Below are 19125 nucleotides of genomic sequence, written 5' to 3' on the forward strand. Positions count from 1 at the left end.
GGGTTGGATCGCACTACACCGATCCACCGTGGCTTTCATGGTGGATGAAATAAGCGTCATCCACCCTACGACGCTGGTGTGCGTGGCGCACCCTACGATGGGCGGATCGCCGGGGGGGCGATCCGCCCATTCGCTCACACCCGAGCGGCGGTGACCGCGGCGCTGCCCCAGGTGGTGCGCCAGCGCTGCTTGACCCCGTGCAGGCCGACCCAGGCCAGCAGGCCGAGGCTGGCGAACAGCCACAGACCGAGCTGATAGTCGCCGGTGTGCTGCTTGATCGCGCCGAGGCCGGCGGCGAGGAAGAAGCCGCCGACGCCGCCGGCCATGCCGATCAGTCCGGTCATCACGCCGATTTCCTTGCGAAAGCGCTGCGGTACCAGCTGGAACACCGCGCCATTGCCGGCGCCGAGGCCGAGCATGGCGGCGACGAACAGGGCCAGTGCGGCGGTCGAGCTGGGCAGGTTGAAGCCCACCGCGGCGATGCACAGCGAGGCGATGGTGTACATCATCAGCAGCGAGCGAATGCCGCCGATGCGGTCGGCCAGGGCGCCGCCGAGCGGGCGCAGCAGGCTGCCGGCGAAGACGCAGGCTGCGGTGTAGTAGCCGGCGGTGACCGGGTTCAGCCCGTACTGGTCGCTGAAGTAGCCGGGCAGGGCGCTGGCCAGGCCGATGAAGCCGCCGAAGGTGACGCTGTAGAAGAACATGAACCACCAGCTGTCGCGGTCGCCGAGGGCCTTGAGGTAGTCGCCGAGCGCCTTGGCCTTGGGCCGTTCCGGGGCGTTCTTGGCCACCAGGGCGAAGATCACCAGGGTCGCCAGCAGCGGGATCAGCGCCCAGCCGAACACGTTCTGCCAGCCGGACAGCGCGGCCAGGCCGGGGGCGAACAGTGCAGCCAGCACGGTGCCGGAGTTACCGGCGCCGGCGATGCCCATGGCCTTGCCCTGGTGCTGCGGCGGGTACCACTGCGAGGCCAGCGGCAGGGCCACGGCGAAGGCGGCGCCGGCGAAGCCGAGGAACAGGCCGAGCAGCAGCGCCTGCTCGTAGCTGCCGATGCCGATCTGCCAGGCGCAGAACAGCGCGACTATCACCACCACCTGGCCGAGCAGGCCGGCGGTCTTCGGCGACAGGCGGTCGGCGAGAAAACCCATCAGCAGGCGCAGCACGGCGCCAGCGAGAATCGGCGTGGCGACCATCAGGCCGCGTTGCTGGGCGTTGAGCTCGAGGTCGGTGGCGATCTGCACCGCCAGCGGGCCGAGCAGGTACCAGACCATGAAGCTCAGGTCGAAATAGAGGAAGGCGGCGAACAGGGTGGGCGCGTGGCCGGCTTTCCAGAAACTTGTATTCATCGATCACCTCATCAGCGAGAAGGGGCCCGGCCCGACGCGGCAGACCGTGGTCGTGGACACGGCGGCCGCGCCTGCCGGGGAGGCCGCGCACTTGTGGCGCGCGGCCCTGCGGCCGAGGCCACAGCAGGGTTGAACGATTGCAGTGCAGGTTCGGATCGCGACGCCTGCGCCGGCCCCGGACACTGGGGCGAACACGAAAAAAAACGCCGCTTCACCACGGACCGTTAAGGCCAGGTGAGGCGACGTCTTTGTCGTGCAGGAGGTGACCACCGTTGGCTACCTTGTGCAGGGTCTAAGCAAAAGCCGCGCCAATTGCCTAAGGGCCTGGCGATGCGGGTTCTCGGGCGTTTGGCTGGCGGCTGGTTGCCGCAAAAGGAGGCGCAGGTGCATCGGCATGCACCTGGACGGGGCGTTGCTGGTTGCCGAGCGGCTCAGTTGCGGGTGGCGGCGACCAGACTGCGCGGTTCGTCTGCAGCAAGCGCGGCGCCGCTGGCGGCGTGCGTCGGCAGCGGCAGGGTCAGCAGGGCCAGCGCCAGGAGGTTGCTCAGCAGGCCGGCCTGGCGCGCGCGGCGATAGCTCGTAGACATGGCGAATCCCCCTTCTTGCTGTTCTGCCCTAGGCGTAGCAGACGAATGACCAGGTGTCACGACGCCGGCTGCAAGAATCACGCAATCGCCCGCTTTTCGCTGCTCCTGGCCACGGAAGGGGTGGGGCTATACTGCAGGTGTGGTCAAAAAATAGACAGCCTGGCCGGGGGAGCGGCAATGTGGCGAAGCGAGATGGGAGGTGGGTCATGAATCGGCACTACTACATCAGCGACAACCTGGACGAGCTCGAGCGTGTCGAGCAGGAACTGGAAGCCCAGGGCATCAGCACCGAACAGATACACGTGCTCAGCGAACGGGACGCCGAGGTGGAGCAGCACCAGCTGCACGACGTGCCTTCGTTCATGAAGCAGGACGTGGTGCATTCCGGCGGGATCGGCGCACTGGTCGGGCTGGCGCTGGCCGCGGTATTGCTGCTCGGCGCCTACTGGCTGGGCTGGACGGCGAGCGTGGTGGGCTGGATGCCGTTCATCTTCCTCGCCGTGGTGCTGTTCGGCTTTTGTGTCTGGGAGGGCGGGTTCTTCGGCATTCAGACGCCCAATGCGCATTTCCGCCGCTTTCGGCAGAGCCTGCAGGACGGCAAGCACGTGTTCTTCGTCGACGTCGCCGCCGAGCAGGAGCCGCTGCTGGCCGGCGTGCTGCGCCAGCATCCCGGCCTCAGCGCTGCCGGTACCGGCGAGGCTACGCCTTACTGGCTGATGCTCTGCCAGCAGAAATGGCGGCAGTTCAGGCGCGCCCTCTGAGACCGGCCCAGGGTCAGTCGAGGCGATTGACCCTGGGAAACTTGGCGGTGAAAGCCGCCGGCATCGGCACGACCTTCGAGTGCCGGTAGTCGAAGAACACGAAGCCCGACTTGGCCATGGCCACCAGCGTGCCGTCGGCCGGCCGGGTGATGCGGAAGGTGATGTCGCCGCCGTACCTGTTGAAGTCCATCACTCCCACTTCGAACAGCAGCTGGTCGCGGGCATGGGCTTCGGCGCGGTAGGTGGTGGCCAGGTCGGTGACGATGATGCCGGTGCCGCTGCCGTCGGTCTCGCGGATGCCGAACTCGAAGAGAAAGCGCGCCCGCGTCTCGGAGATCATCGAGATCATCGAGTCGTTGCCCAGGTGGTTGGCGCCGTTGATGTCGGTGACCCGCACGGTGAGCTGGGTGCTGTAGCAGTACTGGTCTTCGGGGAATTCTAGGTTCAGGCGGGCCATGGCGCGTCTCGTCGCAGGTGGGGCGGCGATTGTACGCCGCCAACCGTCGACAGGCAGAACCAACGTATGAACAGGTGCCCGCGTCGCCGATCACCGATCAATGGCCGAGAAAGCGGCGAATGCCCTGCAGTTCGCTGCGGATCTGCGGCAAGGCGCGCTGCAGCACGGCACCGGCGTCGGGCAGACGGCGATCATCGGCGCGGCTGGCCTGCAGGGCGGTGAAGCTGCCGCTGGTGAACGGCAGCACCACCTTGTGCTTCTCGCCGAGGAAGGCCAGGCGGTCCCAGTCGCCGGCCACCAGCAGGCGCGGCGCACTGGGGCTGAACAGGCTCTGGCCGATGCTGTAGTCGTGCGCGGGGTTGCGCACGCCGAGCAGCGGCAGCAGGGTTGGCAGCAGATCGACATGGCTGGTGCGCAGGCTGGTCTGCCGCGCGTCGCGTCCCGGCACCCAGAGCACCAGGGGCACGCGCAGCTGGGCGTCGACGAAGGTGGAGTTGTGGCCCCAGCGGCCATTGTCCATGAACTCCTCGCCATGGTCGCCAGTGAGCACGATCAGCGTGTCGTCCAGCATTCCACGCCGTTCCAGGTGCTCGATGACCCTGGCGATCTGTCCGTCGAGATGGTGCACGGCGTTCAGGTAGCGCTTGTAGATGCCGTCGATATCGCGCTCTAGGTTCATGCTGGCGTAGCTGAAGTCCGCCAGGTAGTCGGGTTCTATCACCGATTCGGCCGGGAAGTCGTAGTTGGCGTGGGGCGACTCGAAGAACATGAAGGTCATGAACGGCCGGGCCGGGTTGCGTTGGTCGATGAACTGCAGCAGGTCGTCGACGTTCTTGCGGTCGCGCTGCCAGGTGGGGCCCTGGTCGTAGGCCTGCATCTGCGCCGGCGGGACCTTGACGAACAGGGTCTTGTCGAACTCCGGGTAGCTGAACTTGGCACTGGTGAACAGGCGCATCTGGTAGTCCTGCCGCTGCAGCACGTCGATCAGCGGGCTGCCGATGCGCGCATCCAGCACCGGGAACCAGAGGTTGGCCGGCAGGCCGTAGAACTGGCTGAACATGCCAATGCGGGTGCCGTTGCCGCCGGAGAAATGGCTGTCGAAGCGTTGCGCGCGCCCGGCGAAGGCGCTGGTCTGTGGCATCACCCGCGGGTTGAGGCTGTCGGCGCGCCAGGATTCGGCCACCAGCCACACTAGGTTCAACGGCTTGTCCGGCTTCTCCAGGCGCAGCGGCGCCTTAGGGTAGTTGAGCTGCCCCTGGAGGGCGACGTTTTCCAGTTCCAGGCGCTGCGGACGCTGCAGGCCGAGCCGCTGCTCGAGGAAGCGGCGCATGGTCAGCGGCTGGTAGAACGGCACGCGCTGGGCGATTTCCAGTACCGGGCTGTAGCCATAGAAGTGGCTGACGCCATAACTGACGCGTTCGCCCAGGGTCGCCAGCAGAAACAGCGGCAGTACCCACAGCCAGCGGGGAGTGGGGAGTCGCCCTGGCCACCTGCTCAGCACGCCGGCCAGCAGGCGCAGCAGCGCCTGGCCGAGGACTATCGCGGCGGCGACGAGGGCGAAGCCGTTCTGGCTGGACTCGGACGAACCCAGCGCGGCGATGCCGCCAGGCGTGGTAAGGATATTCCAGACGAAGCCGTTGAGATGAAAGCCGTACAGCTCCCACAACAGCCCGTCGGCGTAGATCAGCAGCTGCAGCAGACCGGCCAGCAGCACCGACAGCGTCAGGCCGACGCCGCGCGGCAGACGGCTGGCCAGCCGGCACAGCAACCACAGCGGGGCGATGAACAGCAGGGCGTAGCTGCCCAGCAACACGCCCTGATACAGGGCCAGGGCGACGCTGGTCGGCGGCTCGAACGAGCGGGCCAGATGCCAGGCGACGGCGCCCCAGGTGAGCAGCCAGTACAGCGAGTCGGCGCGGCGGATCGATGAAGTGCTGGGCACGCGCGGCTTCCTTCTGTGGTCGGAGGGCCGTACAGGCTAGCGGCGCGGCCTTAAGCGAGCCTTAAACGGGTATCGTCAGCGATGGGCGCTGTTCAGATGGAAGAAGGTCACCCGGCCGCCTTCGTCGCTGGGGCCCTCGTTGTCCTGGATATAGGCGCCGGCCTTGAAGTACAGCTTCTGAGCGGCCCAGGCGGAGTCGAGTTGGCGATACAGCGAACCCTTGTCGCCATCCTTGCTGATCACCACGACGCCCAGCTTGCCCGTCGGGGTGAGACGCAGGTCGTAGCCGAAACGCTCGCCCAACTGCACGTTCTCCGCCAGCAGGATGTTCTGCACCTGATCGTCGCCGGGTTTCTCGCGTAGCAGCAGCTCCAGGCGGCCGATGCCGTTGCGGTAGTGGTACTGCAGCTTGAGCAGCGGGTCGTTCTGGCTGCCCGGCGCGTCGGTGCTGTGGATCTGGCCGATCACCACCTTGTTCCTGCTCGGCACGCGCTCGACTTGCAGTACCGCGCTGAGGTAGCTGTCGCTGCTGGCGTGCAGCCAGTTGCTAAGGCTGCCGTCGTTCTGCGTCTCGCGCAGTTCGCTGCGCGGATAACTGGCGTCTTCGGTGGGTGAGCCGGTGACCGGGACCCAGAAGGTCACGCTGCCGTCGCCGTTGCGGCGGAAGTAACCGCTCTGGTAACCGTTGTTGAGCCGGGCGGTGCTGATGGTGGTGGGGCTTGGGTCGGTGGGGATGGACAGGTTCCAGGTGGTGAGATCGAGCACGAAAGGTCCTTGCGTTGGGTGGAGGCCCCTGTTCGTGTATACGAAGCGGCGTTTGGTTCCCCACCGCGGCGGCAAGGCGAACCCTTGCCGCCACGGCGGGGCAGGTCAGGCCGCCGGGCGCTGCTGGCGCTGGTAGAGGAACTCCAGCACCGCGGCGCGATACTCGTGGTAGCGGCTGTCGTGAGCCAGGGCCATGCGCTCGCGCGGACGCGCCAGCTTGACCTCGAGGATATCGCCGACGGTGGCCGCCGGGCCGTTGCTCATCATCACGATGCGGTCGGACAGCAGCACCGCCTCATCGACGTCGTGGGTGATCATGATCACCGTGTTGCCCAGTTCGGCGTGGATCTCCATCAGCGAGTCCTGCAGGTGGGCGCGGGTCAGGGCGTCGAGGGCGCCGAATGGCTCGTCCATCAGCAGTACCTTGGGCTGCATGGCCAGGGCGCGGGCGATGCCGATGCGCTGTTTCATGCCGCCGGAAATCTCGCTGGGACGCTTGTCGCGGGCATGGGTCATGTGCACCAGGGCCAGGTTGTGCTCGATCCACTCGCGCATCTCGGCCCGCGATTTCTGCCCCTTGAATACCTGGCGCACGGCCAGTTCGACGTTCTCGTAGCAACTCAGCCAGGGCAGCAGGCTGTGGTTCTGGAATACCACGGCGCGCTCGGGACCGGGCTCGTCCACTTCGCGGCCGTCGAGGATGACGCCGCCATTGGTGGCCTGGTACAGCCCGGCGACTATATTGAGCACGGTGGACTTGCCGCAGCCGGAGTGGCCGATCAGGGAGACGAACTCGCCCTTGGCAATCTTCAGGTTGACGTTCTGCAGGGCGCAGAACAGCCCCTTGTCGGTGGGGAAGTCGATGCCCACGCCGGTCAGTTCGAGGTGTGTATGGCTCATGGCGGTTCTCCGGATTAGCGCAGTACGGCGTTCTTGTCCCAGCTGAACAGGCGCTGGAGCAGGAGCATCAGACGGTCGAGGGCGAAGCCGATCAGGCCGATGACGATCACCGCCACCATGATCCGGCCGAGGGAGTTGGAGCTGCCGTTCTGGAACTCGTCCCAGATGAATTTGCCCAGGCCCGGGTTCTGCGCCAGCATCTCGGCGGCGATCAGCACCATCCAGCCGGTGCCCAGTGACAGACGCAGGCCGGTGAAGATCATCGGCAGGGCGGCCGGCAGGACGATGCGCCGCACATGGGTCAAAGGCGACAGGCGCAGCACCTTGCTGACGTTGTTCAGGTCCTGGTCGATGCCGGCGACGCCGACCGTGGTGTTGATCACCGTCGGCCACAGGCAGCACAGCGCCACGGTAAAGGCCGAGGTGAGGAAGGACTTGGCGAACAGCGGGTCTTCGCTGACGTACAGGGCGCTGACCAGCATGGTCACCAGAGGCAGCCAGGCCAGCGGTGAGACCGGCTTGAATACCTGGATCAGCGGGTTGATCGCGGTGTAGATGGTCTTGCTCAGGCCGCAGACGATACCCAGCGGGATGGCGATCAACGAGGCGATGGCGAAGCCGGCCATCACCGTGTACAGGCTGGTGAAGATCTGCTGCACGAAGGTCGGCTTGCCGGTGTAGGGGCGGGTTTTGACTTCGGCATCCGGGTTTTTCGCCAGCAGCTCGGCGTTGCGCTTTTCCTGGCGCTCATAGAAGGCGTTGGCCTTGTCCCGTTCGCGCAGGTGGGCGCCGACCAGGCCCTGGAACTGTTCGGAAACCTGCAGCGGGCCGGGGAACTGGCCGAGGCTGGTCTGGATATTGTTGGCCAGGCCCTGCCAGCACAGGAGAAACAGCAGGATGCCCAGCAACGGCAGAATAATGGGCGGTGCCCAGCGCTTGATCAGCGCCGCGGCGCGGGCCGCCTTGAGGGTTTCTTGGATCGGGGTGGCGACGTTCGGGTTGCTCATCGTCCTGTCCTCTTGCAATCGGGGGAGGGAGCCGGCCAGCCGGCTCCCGGGATGGATCAGAGCGTGGTGTCGCCTTTCAGGCCGATCTGGAACTGCTGCAGATAGGCGTTGGGCTGACGGCCGTCATAGACCACCCCGTCGATGGTGTCGGCCAGCGGTGCGCGGAAGCCGTCGGTGTCGGCAGGCGGGAAATCACCGGCCTCGGCCTTGCCTTCGGCCACCAGCTCGGCGGCGGCTTCGCGGTAGATTTCCGGCAGGTACACGCGCTTCGCCATGTCGAAGTACCAGCTGTCCGGCTTGGCCTCGGCGATCTGGCCCCAGCGGCGCATCTGGGTCAGGTACCAGACCGCGTCGGAGTAGTAGGGGTAGGTGGCGTGGTAGCGGAAGAACACGTTGAAGTCCGGCACCTCGCGCTTGTCACCCTTCTCGAACTCGAAGGTGCCGGTCATGGAGTTGGCGATCACCTTGGCATCGGCGCCGACATATTCCGGGCGGGAAAGGATTTCCACCGCTTCCGCGCGGTTGGCGTTGTCGCCTTCATCCAGCCACTTGCCGGCACGGATCAGCGCCTTGACCACGCGCTTGTGGGTCTCCGGGTTGGCTTCGGCCCAGCTCTTGGACACACCGAAGACCTTCTCCGACATGTTCTTGCGGATGGCATAGTCAGCCACCACCGGCACACCGATGCCCTTGAATACCGCCGCCTGGTTCCACGGCTCGCCAACGCTGTAGCCATGGATGGTGCCGGCTTCCATGGTGGCCGGCATCTGCGGCGGCGGGGTCACCGAGAGCAGCGCCTGGGCATCGATCTGGCCGCTGATATCGCCCTTGTGCGGGGCGTAGTAGCCGGGGTGGATGCCGCCGGCCGCCAGCCAGTAGCGCAGCTCGTAGTTGTGGGTGGACACCGGGAACACCATGCCCAGGTTGAAGGCCTTGCCGCCGGCGGCGAACTGGTCGATCACCGGTTTGAGGGCGTCGGCCTTGATCGGGTGCACCGGCTTGCCGTCTGCCATGGGCACATGCTTCTTCATCTCCTCCCACACCGCGTTGGACATGGTGATGGCATTGCCATTGAGGTCCATGGTGAAGGCGGTGACCACCTCCGCCTTGGTGCCGAAGCCGATGGTGGCGCCGATCGGCTGGCCGGAGAGCATATGGGCGCCGTCCAGTTCGCCGTCGATCACCCGATCCAGCAGCACCTTCCAGTTGGCCTGTGCCTCCAGGGTGACATACAGGCCTTCGTCCTCGAAGAAACCCTTCTCATAGGCGATGGCCAGGGGCGCCATGTCGGTGAGCTTGATAAAGCCGAACTTCAGCTCCTCCTTCTCCGGCTCTGCCGCCAGCAGCAGTGGCGAAGCCAGCATGGCGAGCGTACAGCCCAGGCGTGACAGGGTCTTTTGCAACGATGTGCGACGGTGCATGGCAATTCCTCAGCTATCAGAAACGAAAAAAGACGTCGCAGACAGCCCGCTGCCGGAGCAGAAGGTGCCTTTGACGTCTTTGTCTATTCGTCCCGATCACCGCCGTTGGCGATCCTAAGACGTGGGTTAGTCCTGATCTAGCAAAGCCTTTGCCAAGTGCGCCGGCAATGTCGGAGAAGTCTGCTCCAGACACGCGGGAGGGGATTTCGCGAGAAATTAAATTCTTTATATATCAATCAGATAGTTATATTTCCTTGGGGCGTTGCTACTGCCGTAACTGCCCCCTCCGGCTCCAGCGGCTGAACGCTTCGCCCTATGGCCGTGCAACCGAGCGGGCGATGGGCCTGCTTTTGGTTCGTCTCGGCGCGCTATCGGAGTGCGGGGCTGGTTCTGGCCTCCTCGACGAAATCGCGCAGCCAGCGCAGCACTTGCACCGCCTCCCAACGTGCCGGGTCGAACAGCGCGTAGGCCAGGCCCTGATAGCCGACCACATCCAGCTGGCGGTGGTAGCCGGCACGCTGCAGCAGCGCTTCGATCTCGGCGAAGCAGGTATTGAAGTGCTGGCGGTTAAAGGGCGTGCGGTTCTCGGTGACGATGCCCTCGAGCTGCAGTTCCTCGACCATTTCGCGCACCCGCTCCAGCGGCATGCGGTTCACCCGATGTTTCAGCTGCAGTACGTCCAGCATGGTGCGGCTCCTGTGCATTGGTTCGTGACGCCAAGGGTAAACGAAAAATACTGTACAAATAAACAGTGCTCGGTAATAGTAAGCCCACTGCAGCAACATCGACCCGTACAGCCCGCAGGGTGGACGCCTTGCGAGAGGAGAATTGGCAATGCAACAGATGCTGATGACGATTGTGCTACTGGCCCTGCTGGGCGGTTGCGCCCAGCCGCAGATCGAGCAGCCGCGGGCCTACGGTGCCTACCTGGTGATCGAGGGCGAACAGGCCTGGGCCGTGCTGGTGTCCGATGGTCGGCGCATCGAGGAGGCGGGCAGGGTGCTTGACGTGATCCGCCTGCCCGGGCATCACTCGAGCATCGCGGCCAGCTATGTGATCGACACGCCCAACTGCGGCAAGCTGCAGTGGCTGACCGAGCGCCACGGCGCGGCAGAAGGGGAGACCACGTTGTTGCCAGCGGCGTTCAACGAGGAATTGGCCAGCCCGGGCTGCGTGCTGGCCCAGGGTTTGAGTCGTGCCTGGACAGCGCTGGATTATTCCGGCTGATATGACCAGGGCGCCTCGCGGCGCCCTGGTCGGCTCATTCGCTATCGGCCTTGGCCTTCTTCGCCGGTAGCAGGCCGTCGGCACGGAACATCGCCTTGATCCCGCGTAGCGCCTGGCGGGTGCGGTCCTGGTTTTCGATCAGGGCGAAGCGCACGTGATCGTCGCCGTAGTCGCCGAAGCCGAGGCCCGGGGAGACGCAGACCTTGGCCTCGGCCAGCAGTTTCTTGGCGAACTCCAGCGAGCCGAGCTGGGCGTAGGCCTCGGGAATCTTGGCCCAGACGTACATCGAGGCCTTGGGCTTCTCCACCATCCAGCCGATCTCGTGCAGCCCCTTGACCAGCAGGTTGCGGCGCTGGCGGTACTGCTCGGCGATGTCGCGCACGCACTGCTGGTCGCCTTCCAGGGCAGCGATGGCCGCGACCTGCAGCGGGGTGAAGGTGCCGTAGTCGTGGTAGCTCTTGATCCGCGCCAGGGCGGAGACGAGTTCTCTATTGCCGACCATAAAGCCGATGCGCCAGCCGGCCATGTTGTAGCTCTTGGACAGGGTGAAGAACTCCACCGCGATGTCCTTGGCGCCCGGCACCTGCATGATCGACGGCGCCTTCCAGCCGTCGTAGACGATGTCGGCGTAGGCCAGGTCGTGCACCACCAGCACGTCGTACTGCTTGGCCAAGGCCACCACGCGCTCGAAGAAGTCCAGCTCCACGCACTGCGCGGTGGGGTTGGAGGGAAAGCCCAGAATCATCATCTTCGGCTTGGGGATCGACTCGCGAATCGCCCGCTCCAGTTCGGCGAAGAAGTCCACGCCCGGTACCAGCGGTACCGAACGCACCTGGGCGCCGGCGATCACCGCGCCGTAGATGTGGATGGGGTAGCTGGGGTTGGGCACCAGCACGGTGTCGCCATGGTCCAGCGTGGCCAGCATCAGGTGCGCCAGGCCTTCCTTGGAGCCGATGGTGACGATGGCTTCGCTCTCCGGGTCGATCTCCACTTCGTAGCGCTCCTGATACCAGCGCGAGATGGCGCGGCGCAGGCGCGGGATGCCGCGGGAGGTGGAATAGCCGTGGGTGTCTTCGCGCTGGGCGACCTGCACCAATTTCTCGACTATGTGCGGCGGGGTGGCGCCGTCGGGGTTGCCCATGCTGAAGTCGATGATGTCCTCGCCACGGCGGCGGGCGGCCATCTTCAGCTCGGCGGTGATGTTGAAAACGTAGGGGGGGAGACGATCGATGCGCGCAAAGCGGCGCTTGGCAGTGTCAGCCATGGCTTCCTCGAAGTACGTAAGCGCCCGGAACCGTCCGAGCGACGCTGGCCACATGCGTGTGGCCTGGCGGCGAAGATAAGCGCAGCGGCCGGCGCTTGTCGAGGAAAGTTTCCTGGCTCCGGGCCGGCCCGCAGCCCGGAGCGGGCGATGGTCAGCCGCCGACCAGGATGGAGAACTTCTTGTGTTGGGTATTGCCACTCACGTCGCGCACCTGGGCGACGAACCAGCGCGCGGTGGCGGACACCGCCGAGGATCGGGGCGTGCCGCTGACGACACCGTCGCGGGACAGGCGTAGGCCGGCCGGCGGATGGCCGCTCACCAGGCGCCAGGTGGCGCCGCCGCGCCCGCCGCTGCTTTGCAGCCGGGCCAGGTAAGGCTGGCCGGCACGGGCGTTGGGCAGGGCAGCGGCGCTGGTGACCGCCAGGGCCTCGTTGGGGTGGCTGGCGGCCAGGCGATAGAACTTCACCCGCGCGCCTTCGCTGGCGCTGTCGCCGTGCATGTGCAGGTAGGCGCCGGCCTTGAAGTAGAAGGTATGGCTGTTCCAGGCGGGGTCCAGCGCCATGCGGGCGGGCTGCCCGCCATTGGCCGAGGCCGTCGCCAGGTTCTTGCTGACTCTCATCTGGTAGCTGAAGGTTTCGCCCAGGTCGACGTCGCTGGCCAGTGTATGGGTGGTGAAGGGCGGGCCCTGTTCCGGCAGTCCCTGCAGCTTGGCGACGACCCGGCCGGTCTGCCGGGCGGCATCGTAGCGGTAATAGACCATGATCAGGGGCGCGCTGCCGTAGCCATGGACCTGGCCGACTATGACGATGCCGTCGGGCGGGACCTGCGTCACCTTGAGCAAGGCGTCCTGCACCGACTCCCCCGCGCCGCTCCAGGTCATGGACAGGTTGCTGGGGTCGAGCATCTCGCGTAGTTCTGCGCGCGGGCTGCTGGAGCCACCCGCGGTGGCGCCGTTGATCGGGGTCCAGAAGGTCATGGCACCGTCCAGCGCGTCGGTGCGGAACCAGCGCGATTTGTAGCCATAGGGACCGGACAGCTGATCGGGGCGTACGGTCAGCGCCGTGCCTTCGGTACCGCCGTCGGCATCCTGGGGAACGGTGAGATTCCAATTCTCCAGGGCGAAGTTGCCGCCCGGAGCGACGCTCTTGTACAGGTCGGCGTAAGCGTTTCCGGCCAGCAGGCAGCCACACAGGGCCGAGCCGAGCCACTGAACGCTGACGGCGCGTGACGGGAATGCTTGCATGCTTTCGTCCTCGTTGGCGGGCTGCACGTTCTAGCCTGTGACGAGTCGCAGACGCGCGCTCCCTGAATGAACAAGGCCTGCGTGGGCAGGCCTATCAGAGAGTGGCGAGACGCGTGCAAGGTTCGATCGTTTTTGCCCAGCCGCGGGCGATGGGCCTGGCGAGCGCCTGGCCGGCCTCAGTTCGCTGCGGGGGACGTCTCATCCTTGAGGCGCAGCAGCAACTCGGCCAGGGCCCGCACGTTCTCGTCCCGGGTGCGCCAGGACGACAGGCTCAGGCGAAAGGCCGGCCGCTCCTGCCAGACGGTCGCGCCGAACCAGACTTCGCCGGAGGCCTGGGCCGCCTCACGGATGGCATTGGTCTGCGCGTCCGTTTCGCCGCGCACCAGCACCTGGTTGAGGACTACCCGATTGAGCACCTGATAGCCGCCGGCGCGCAGCGTCTCGGCCAGCTCAAAGGCCTGGCGGATATGCCGGTCGATCAGCTCGCGCAGGCCGTCGCGGCCGAGGCTGGCGAGCGCCGCCCAGACCGCCACGCCGCGGGCGCGGCGGGAGAACTCCAGGGTCAGGTTCTTCTGCGCATCCTTGCTCGCCGTGGCGTAAGCCGCGTCGCTGTTCATCGCCGCGGCCAGGGCATCGGCGTCGCGGCAGATGGCCATGGCGCTGTCATAGGGGGTGTTCAGCCACTTATGGCCGTCGGTGGTCCAGCTGTCGGCCAGCTCCACGCCATCGGCCAGGTGCGCCGAGGAGGAGGCCCTGGCCCACAGGCCGAAGGCGCCGTCGACGTGGACCCAGGCACCGGCGGCGCGGGCAGTGGGGATCAGCTCGGCGAAGCGGTCGAACTCGCCGGTGTTGACCTCGCCGGCCTGGAGGATCAACAGGGTGCGCTCGTCCAGCGCCGGTAGGCGCGCCGGGTCGATGCGTCCGTGCTGGTCGACCGGCGCGTAGTGCAGGCGGCTCATGCCGAAGCCGAGCACGCGCAGGGCCTTCTTCACCGTGATATGGGCGGCCTCGGAGAGCACCACGCGGATTTCCGGGGCGCCCACCAGGCCATTTGCATCGAAGTCCCAGCCCTGACGAGCCAGCAAGGTACGCCTGGCGGTCGACAGGCAGGCTAGGGTACAGGCGGTGGCGCTGGTGCCGAAGCCGACGGCGCTGTCGACCGGCAGGCCCAGTGCCTGGCAGACCCAGCGTCCGGCGACTTTCTCCAGGCGGTCGGCGGTGGGCGAGCCGTCGAAGGAGGAGGCGCACTGGTCCCAGGCCAGTACCAGGCGTTCGGCGGCCGCCGCAGCGGGCAGGGTGGCGCCGATGACGAAGCCAAAGTAGCGTGGGCCGTTGCTCGCTACGGTGGCCGGCGAGCCTATCTCGTCGAGCTGGTGCAGCACCTGCTCGGCGGCATAGCCGTGTTCTGGAAGCGGTTGGTCGAAGGCGGCGAGGGCGGCGATGGCGGCGTCGTCCGGGTAGACCCGGCGCACGGCAGTGCCATCGAAATAGGCGAGGGCGCGGCGGTCGGCCTCGACCAGCAGGTTGCGTTCGTTCATGGCCAGTACTCGTCAGGAAGAGGGGTTTCTACCCTAGCCGAGGGACCTGCGGCGTCGGCAGATACAGGCGCCGACGGAGTGAGGCGTAACAGTGCGAGTGTAGCGCTCGATGTGACCAGTACAGTTGTCACCACAGGCGGTACAGCCGTACCGCCCGCAACGACTCAGTTGCCGAGCATGTCGTGCATGGTTACTGTCGAGCGGCTGAATGCCTGGAGCCCTTGTTCTGCGTCCGCTTGAGTGGCTCTGGCGTTGCGAGCGCCAAAACTCTCGCGTGACTTTTGCGTGACTTCGCGATTCTTCTACCCGTTTGCCCTCCTGAGAATGGTCAGCACCGGGCCGCGCGAATCGGTTGCCGATACCTTGTTGGCCGCTTCGATCAACTGCCCCAGCTCGGCGCCGGAATAGTGGCTGGTCACGCTGCCGTTCTTGTGTCCCAATAGCGCCTTGCGATCCTCTAGGGATACGCCTGCCGCCCTCAGCCGTCTGCCAAACGTGTGCTTGAGGTCGTGCACGCGAACCGAGGCGAAACCAGGGTGCGCAGCGGTCTTGTGGGTTGCCTCCCACTTGGCCGCTGCGCGCTTCCTGGCCTCGTTCCATGCCGGCGTGTACATCCTGAGCATCGTCCCGCCATTGCGCCCATACGGGAACACATGCACCGGGTCGATACCGCGCTGGCCTTCGATCACTCGACTGGCCACGTCGTTCAGGATCACCAGCCGCTCGTCCCTGTTCTTGACGCCGGACTTTGCCCCGCGCCCACCGAACTCGGCCGGAATCAGGAACACGCTGGCGCCGATCTCCGGCACCTTGATCTCCCAATCCCACCGCAACTTGCAGACCTCTTGCTCCCTGCAGCCGACATTGACCTTGTACAGCGCCATCCTGCGAAGGTGATCGGGTAGCTCGGCAAACAGCAGGCTCTGCTCCTCCCATGACAGCGGGTAGGGCTTTCGGCCTTTCGTCCGCTCGTCCAGTTTGGCAATCAGCGGCACGGTATCCAGCCAAGGCCGCTTGTCCTCGTCCCGCCACTTCCTCGCGCACAGATTCAGCGCGCGGATCACTCGCTCCAGGGCGATGTTCACCGTCCTGTGCGACACCTGGTCGACATCGAGGCGATGCCGAATGAACGGCTCCAGCGTTTCGTCGTCGATGTGGGTCAGCGGAACTTCCCCGATCCAGTCATCCAGCTGCCTGAACACCCTGGCCGTCAGTTCGATCGACGGCTGGTCTTTGTTCTCCAGCAGGTAGCGGGTGGCTGCTTCCCGCCAGATGCGCACCCGCCTGATGCCGTAGACCTTCTCCTGCCTGAGCCTTTCCAGGCGGTGGATCAGGTACTTTTCTGCTTCCGCCCGGTCACCAGTTCCAGTGCTCTCGTAAATTCGTTCGCCGTTGACCCTCTTGTCGATATGCCAGACCCCGTTCCTCTGGGAGAGGCCCGTGATGGTTTTTCGCGCCATTGATTCTTCTCCTTGGCGCTCGCTGCGCCCTGATTGTTCGCCGGGGCCGACTGTTTGGCAATCGCCGCTTGCTCGATGTACTGGTCAGCCCAGTCGTCAAGCTCCTGCCGGTCGAAGCCGACGCCGCGGGTGCCGATGGGGAACTCGCGGACGTGGGGCCTGACGGTGCGGTTGAACTCGTCCCGGCACATGCCGAGGTATGCCGGCGCGTCCTTGGCTCGGATGAATCTCGGGGCAATAGAAGGCTGTCGCGGCCGGTCTAGCGGCTGCGCCTGGATTGCAGACATAGCTATTCCTCGCCGCCGACACCGCCGGCAGCTTCAAATGTGAGATGGGTTACGGCCTGGCTTTAGCGCAGATTTCCGCGCAGGTGCCGGGGCAGGTGGGGCAGCGTTTGACGGTGGCGTGGTTGCGGTAGGTGGCGAGGGCTTGCTCCGCGTGCCGGCATGCATGCACGCGGTAGTCGACGTGCGTGATGTCCGGGTTCGGGTACTGCTTGACGACCTCCTCCAACGCCTCCACCAGCGCCGAAACGTCCGTGGCGGGTTGTGGGGTGGTGTAGAGCATAGTCCCGGCTGGCGGCTCTCTTCCGCCATCAGTGTTCCAAACCGGGAACCTGACTGTGCCCCCATGGCTCTGGCCTATTCGGCCGATAGGCTCCTGCCGCTCTCCCTGCTCGGGCATGTCATTCCCGTGCGCATTGCAGATTTCAGCCATGTTACGCAGCGAATCAAGTAGATCGTCCTTCGAGGGGTTGCACGCGATGTCGTGACCGATGGCCTCCCATGCCTCCAGAACCGTTATCGGCTCAGAGCGAAATCCGTTGTGCCAAAGCTGTACCGCTTGTTCTTTCGAAAGAGGGTATCCGAGGACGGAAGATTCAAGATCGCTCTCGCTGGGATGCCTCTGCCTATTCTCTTGCTGCCGCCCTTCCGGGGCCGGGGTGGCGGTGAGGAAGGCGTCAACTCTCAGATCAACGCAGTATCCGCACCGGCACGGGTTAACCACGCCGTACTGACAGGAGGGGTTAATGCGCGCGGCATGGCGCATATCGCGCAGCAACCCCCGCGCCGCCTCAAGCTCGGCGCGCAGGCGCGTGACCTCGCCGGTCATGGTCAGGAAAATTTCGGCGCTGCAATCCTTTGTCAGTCGCTCATTATCAGCCAGCAGCCCCTCGACCTGCTGGTGCAGGGCGTCGATCTGGTCTGCTGCCTTGTTCAGCGCGATGCTATCCAGGGTGTCGAAAGTATGCTGATCGCGCAGGTAGTTGACCGCCATAGCGCGAAGGGTGTGTGTCACTTGTTCGTTCATCGCCTACCCCTCCTTCTGCTGTGCGGTGTTGGTGCTGGTCATTGCATCGACTAGCGCGCCCATAAATCCGCCAGATTCGGCCCGTGCTTTTGAGCACCCGGCACAATGGCACCCCAGGAACCAGCTGCCTTTTCCGCGGTATTCGTGCTCTGGATCACCTGGCTGCCACCCCTTGCAGTTGCGGCTGTTGCACGCTGGGCATCGTGGCTTCTTGCTCATACCTCGCCACCCCGCTCGCTGCTGGAGAGGAGGGCGCGGAGTTCTGCTACAGCCTCGCTATGCGTGTGCCGATCAGAGCCACTAACTACCGGCCAGCAGATGCGCTGCAACAACTCCACCGGCACGCTCACCGCTCCAGCCTGCTGCGCGGAAAGGGCGGCGCGTAGATACGGGTCAAGGTCGATTTCGTGGCCGCACGACCAGCAGCACCCGCTTAGATCTCGCCGTTCGTCCAGGGTCGATGACTCATTGCACACCTTGCACACGACGCTGAACGCCGGCACAGCCGATCCAGCAGCCGGCAGGGAGGGGCCTTCCAGCATCGAAATCAGTTCGTGAGCCATGTCGATTGCATGGGTAAGGCCTTCCTCAAGCCCTGGGAGGTCTGAGCTATCGCAGCCGCCCTGCCGCAGGTTGCGCGAAAGTGCGCCGATCTCGTCCAGTCCTGAAATCAGCTTGGCGCGCAGGTCTTGAGTGACTGGCGCCTGCTCAGCCTTGACGGCAGGGGCGGCAGGGGCGGCGATATCTTCGCTTGCCACCAGAACGTATCGGCTGCCGCATTTCGGGCAGGCAGCCGCCATGCAGTTCTCACTCTGACAACCAGGGCACTTGTCCTCTACCGGGTCCGTACCTGTCCAGTCACAGTCGTGGCACGCCGCCAAGCCTGCAGCTGCGTCATTGATGCCGCCGTGTTGACATACGTCGCATTGACGGCACTCAACATAGATCGAGCCATCCGGCACACCCACCGGCAGGCTGGCGCTGATCTTCTCCACCGCCCGGTCGATTGGCGCCTGGATGAAGTCAGGAATTGCGCCTGGCCCCGTGGGCGGCGCCAGGCCGGTGACGCCCGTAACCATGCTGACCAGCGCCTCGGTAATCACCTGGCGCAGCTCCGCATCCATCGTCTTATGTTCGCTCACTTCGCATCCCTCCACGGGCAGTTCGCCGATGTGTGGCCGTCCCGGCCGCAGTAGCAGCAGCCGTTGACCAGGCGCCAGATGCGGCGCATGACGGCGCTGGCGCAGAGGCCGCCTTGGCCGTTCATGCCCGCCTGGCCTCGACGGCGTGCAACCAGGCGATGAACTCGCTGGCGCTGGGGAGGAGGTCGAGGCTGCGGAAGATGGGCAGGCGCAGGGTATCGGCGCGCGCGATCTCGCCGAGGGTGCCTTCGCTGCGGTCCCAGCCCGGGCACAGCACCAGGGCGTCGCAGCGCTCCATCAGCTCGAGCGTGCCGCGCAGCCAGAACTCGTCGCCCAGGTGCGGCAGCGACAGTTCCATGTGCGCGGTGTTGGCGTGGGGGATTACCGGGTACCAGCCGATCGCCGCGGCCGCGGTGCCGACATGGCGCGCGGTGTCGATGTTCTGGGCAATAGCGTCCCGTGTGGCCGCCCGATATGGGCCGGCCACGTAGATGAGTGGCTGCATGGGTTATTCCTCGGTGGTGTAGGTAACCGGCCCGCGCTCGCCCTGGTCGGCGTCGTTGGCGATGGTGATGAGCTGGCGAGCGAGGGTGCGTAGCTGGGCGGCGGTGAAGTAGCCGCTGATGGTGGTAATGACGCCGACGCCGGTGACGGAGATGATCGGCGCCATCTTCTCGCGCTCGAGGTGGCAGGCTCTGATGGTCATCATGGCGCTGGCTCCTTGGTCGTGTTGCAGCGCAGGCACCGGCAATCG

The 19125-nt window shown here is 65.6% G+C and carries 19 protein-coding genes; 2 read left to right on the top strand and 17 right to left on the bottom strand.

Annotation, left to right across the window (positions count from 1 at the left end; all coding sequences use genetic code 11):
* Positions 1-134 precede the first annotated feature (134 nt).
* Positions 135-1346: a nitrate/nitrite transporter gene (locus ACUTAF_RS07880; RefSeq protein WP_445579454.1), complete on the bottom strand. Its 1212-nt coding sequence runs from the start codon at positions 1344-1346 to the stop codon at positions 135-137.
* Between the two features lie 431 nt (positions 1347-1777).
* Positions 1778-1933: a hypothetical protein gene (locus ACUTAF_RS07885; protein ID WP_445579455.1), complete on the bottom strand. Its 156-nt coding sequence runs from the start codon at positions 1931-1933 to the stop codon at positions 1778-1780.
* A gap of 206 nt (positions 1934-2139) precedes the next feature.
* Between ACUTAF_RS07885 and ACUTAF_RS07890 the strand changes: the two genes are divergently transcribed.
* A complete protein-coding gene (locus tag ACUTAF_RS07890) occupies positions 2140-2694 on the top strand; it encodes a magnesium transporter (protein WP_445579456.1) in 555 nt (184 codons plus the stop codon).
* A 13-nt stretch (positions 2695-2707) separates the two neighbouring features.
* Here ACUTAF_RS07890 and ACUTAF_RS07895 read toward each other — a convergent pair whose 3' ends face one another.
* From ACUTAF_RS07895 to ACUTAF_RS07925, 7 genes are all read right to left on the bottom strand, one after another.
* Positions 2708-3151, bottom strand: a complete 444-nt coding sequence (locus ACUTAF_RS07895; RefSeq protein ID WP_445579457.1) for a thioesterase family protein — start codon at positions 3149-3151, stop codon at positions 2708-2710.
* Between the two features lie 97 nt (positions 3152-3248).
* Positions 3249-5093 (bottom strand): sulfatase-like hydrolase/transferase, encoded by a 1845-nt coding sequence (locus ACUTAF_RS07900; RefSeq protein WP_445579458.1) that lies wholly within the window; start codon positions 5091-5093, stop codon positions 3249-3251.
* 75 nt (positions 5094-5168) lie between these two features.
* On the bottom strand, positions 5169-5858 hold the full coding sequence (locus ACUTAF_RS07905) for a polysaccharide lyase family 7 protein (protein WP_445579459.1): 690 nt from the start codon (positions 5856-5858) through the stop codon (positions 5169-5171).
* A 105-nt stretch (positions 5859-5963) separates the two neighbouring features.
* Positions 5964-6758, bottom strand: coding sequence for an ABC transporter ATP-binding protein (locus tag ACUTAF_RS07910; RefSeq protein ID WP_445579460.1), 795 nt, complete (start codon positions 6756-6758; stop codon positions 5964-5966).
* A gap of 14 nt (positions 6759-6772) precedes the next feature.
* Positions 6773-7765, bottom strand: a complete 993-nt coding sequence (locus ACUTAF_RS07915) for an ABC transporter permease (protein WP_445579461.1) — start codon at positions 7763-7765, stop codon at positions 6773-6775.
* Between the two features lie 56 nt (positions 7766-7821).
* Positions 7822-9129, bottom strand: a complete 1308-nt coding sequence (locus ACUTAF_RS07920; RefSeq protein ID WP_445582419.1) for a CmpA/NrtA family ABC transporter substrate-binding protein — start codon at positions 9127-9129, stop codon at positions 7822-7824.
* A 425-nt stretch (positions 9130-9554) separates the two neighbouring features.
* Positions 9555-9872, bottom strand: a complete 318-nt coding sequence (locus tag ACUTAF_RS07925) for a transcriptional regulator (RefSeq protein ID WP_445579462.1) — start codon at positions 9870-9872, stop codon at positions 9555-9557.
* Positions 9873-10020: 148 nt separating this feature from the next.
* Between ACUTAF_RS07925 and ACUTAF_RS07930 the strand changes: the two genes are divergently transcribed.
* A complete protein-coding gene (locus tag ACUTAF_RS07930) occupies positions 10021-10413 on the top strand; it encodes a hypothetical protein (protein WP_445579463.1) in 393 nt (130 codons plus the stop codon).
* Between the two features lie 34 nt (positions 10414-10447).
* Here ACUTAF_RS07930 and alaC read toward each other — a convergent pair whose 3' ends face one another.
* The 8 genes from alaC to ACUTAF_RS07970 all read right to left on the bottom strand — a co-directional run bounded on the left by alaC (position 10448) and on the right by ACUTAF_RS07970 (position 19080).
* A complete protein-coding gene (gene alaC / locus ACUTAF_RS07935; RefSeq protein WP_445579464.1) occupies positions 10448-11677 on the bottom strand; it encodes an alanine transaminase in 1230 nt (409 codons plus the stop codon).
* A 151-nt stretch (positions 11678-11828) separates the two neighbouring features.
* Complete coding sequence (locus ACUTAF_RS07940) at positions 11829-12920, bottom strand: polysaccharide lyase family 7 protein (RefSeq protein WP_445579465.1); 1092 nt, start codon at positions 12918-12920, stop codon at positions 11829-11831.
* 176 nt (positions 12921-13096) lie between these two features.
* Positions 13097-14458 carry a pyridoxal phosphate-dependent decarboxylase family protein gene (locus ACUTAF_RS07945; RefSeq protein ID WP_445579466.1) on the bottom strand — a complete coding sequence of 454 codons (1362 nt, stop codon included), beginning with the start codon at positions 14456-14458 and terminating at the stop codon, positions 13097-13099.
* 302 nt (positions 14459-14760) lie between these two features.
* Positions 14761-15918 (bottom strand): tyrosine-type recombinase/integrase, encoded by a 1158-nt coding sequence (locus tag ACUTAF_RS07950; protein ID WP_445579467.1) that lies wholly within the window; start codon positions 15916-15918, stop codon positions 14761-14763.
* Positions 15919-16254: 336 nt separating this feature from the next.
* The gene (locus tag ACUTAF_RS07955; RefSeq protein WP_445579468.1) at positions 16255-17229 is read right to left on the bottom strand and encodes a hypothetical protein; all 975 of its coding nucleotides are present in this window, start codon (positions 17227-17229) and stop codon (positions 16255-16257) included.
* 215 nt (positions 17230-17444) lie between these two features.
* Complete coding sequence (locus tag ACUTAF_RS07960; protein ID WP_445579469.1) at positions 17445-18371, bottom strand: hypothetical protein; 927 nt, start codon at positions 18369-18371, stop codon at positions 17445-17447.
* A gap of 121 nt (positions 18372-18492) precedes the next feature.
* Positions 18493-18876 carry a DUF7768 domain-containing protein gene (locus ACUTAF_RS07965; RefSeq protein WP_445579470.1) on the bottom strand — a complete coding sequence of 128 codons (384 nt, stop codon included), beginning with the start codon at positions 18874-18876 and terminating at the stop codon, positions 18493-18495.
* Between the two features lie 3 nt (positions 18877-18879).
* The gene (locus ACUTAF_RS07970; protein ID WP_445579471.1) at positions 18880-19080 is read right to left on the bottom strand and encodes a hypothetical protein; all 201 of its coding nucleotides are present in this window, start codon (positions 19078-19080) and stop codon (positions 18880-18882) included.
* Positions 19081-19125 lie beyond the last annotated feature (45 nt).

Source organism: Pseudomonas sp. SP16.1, from assembly GCF_052682975.1.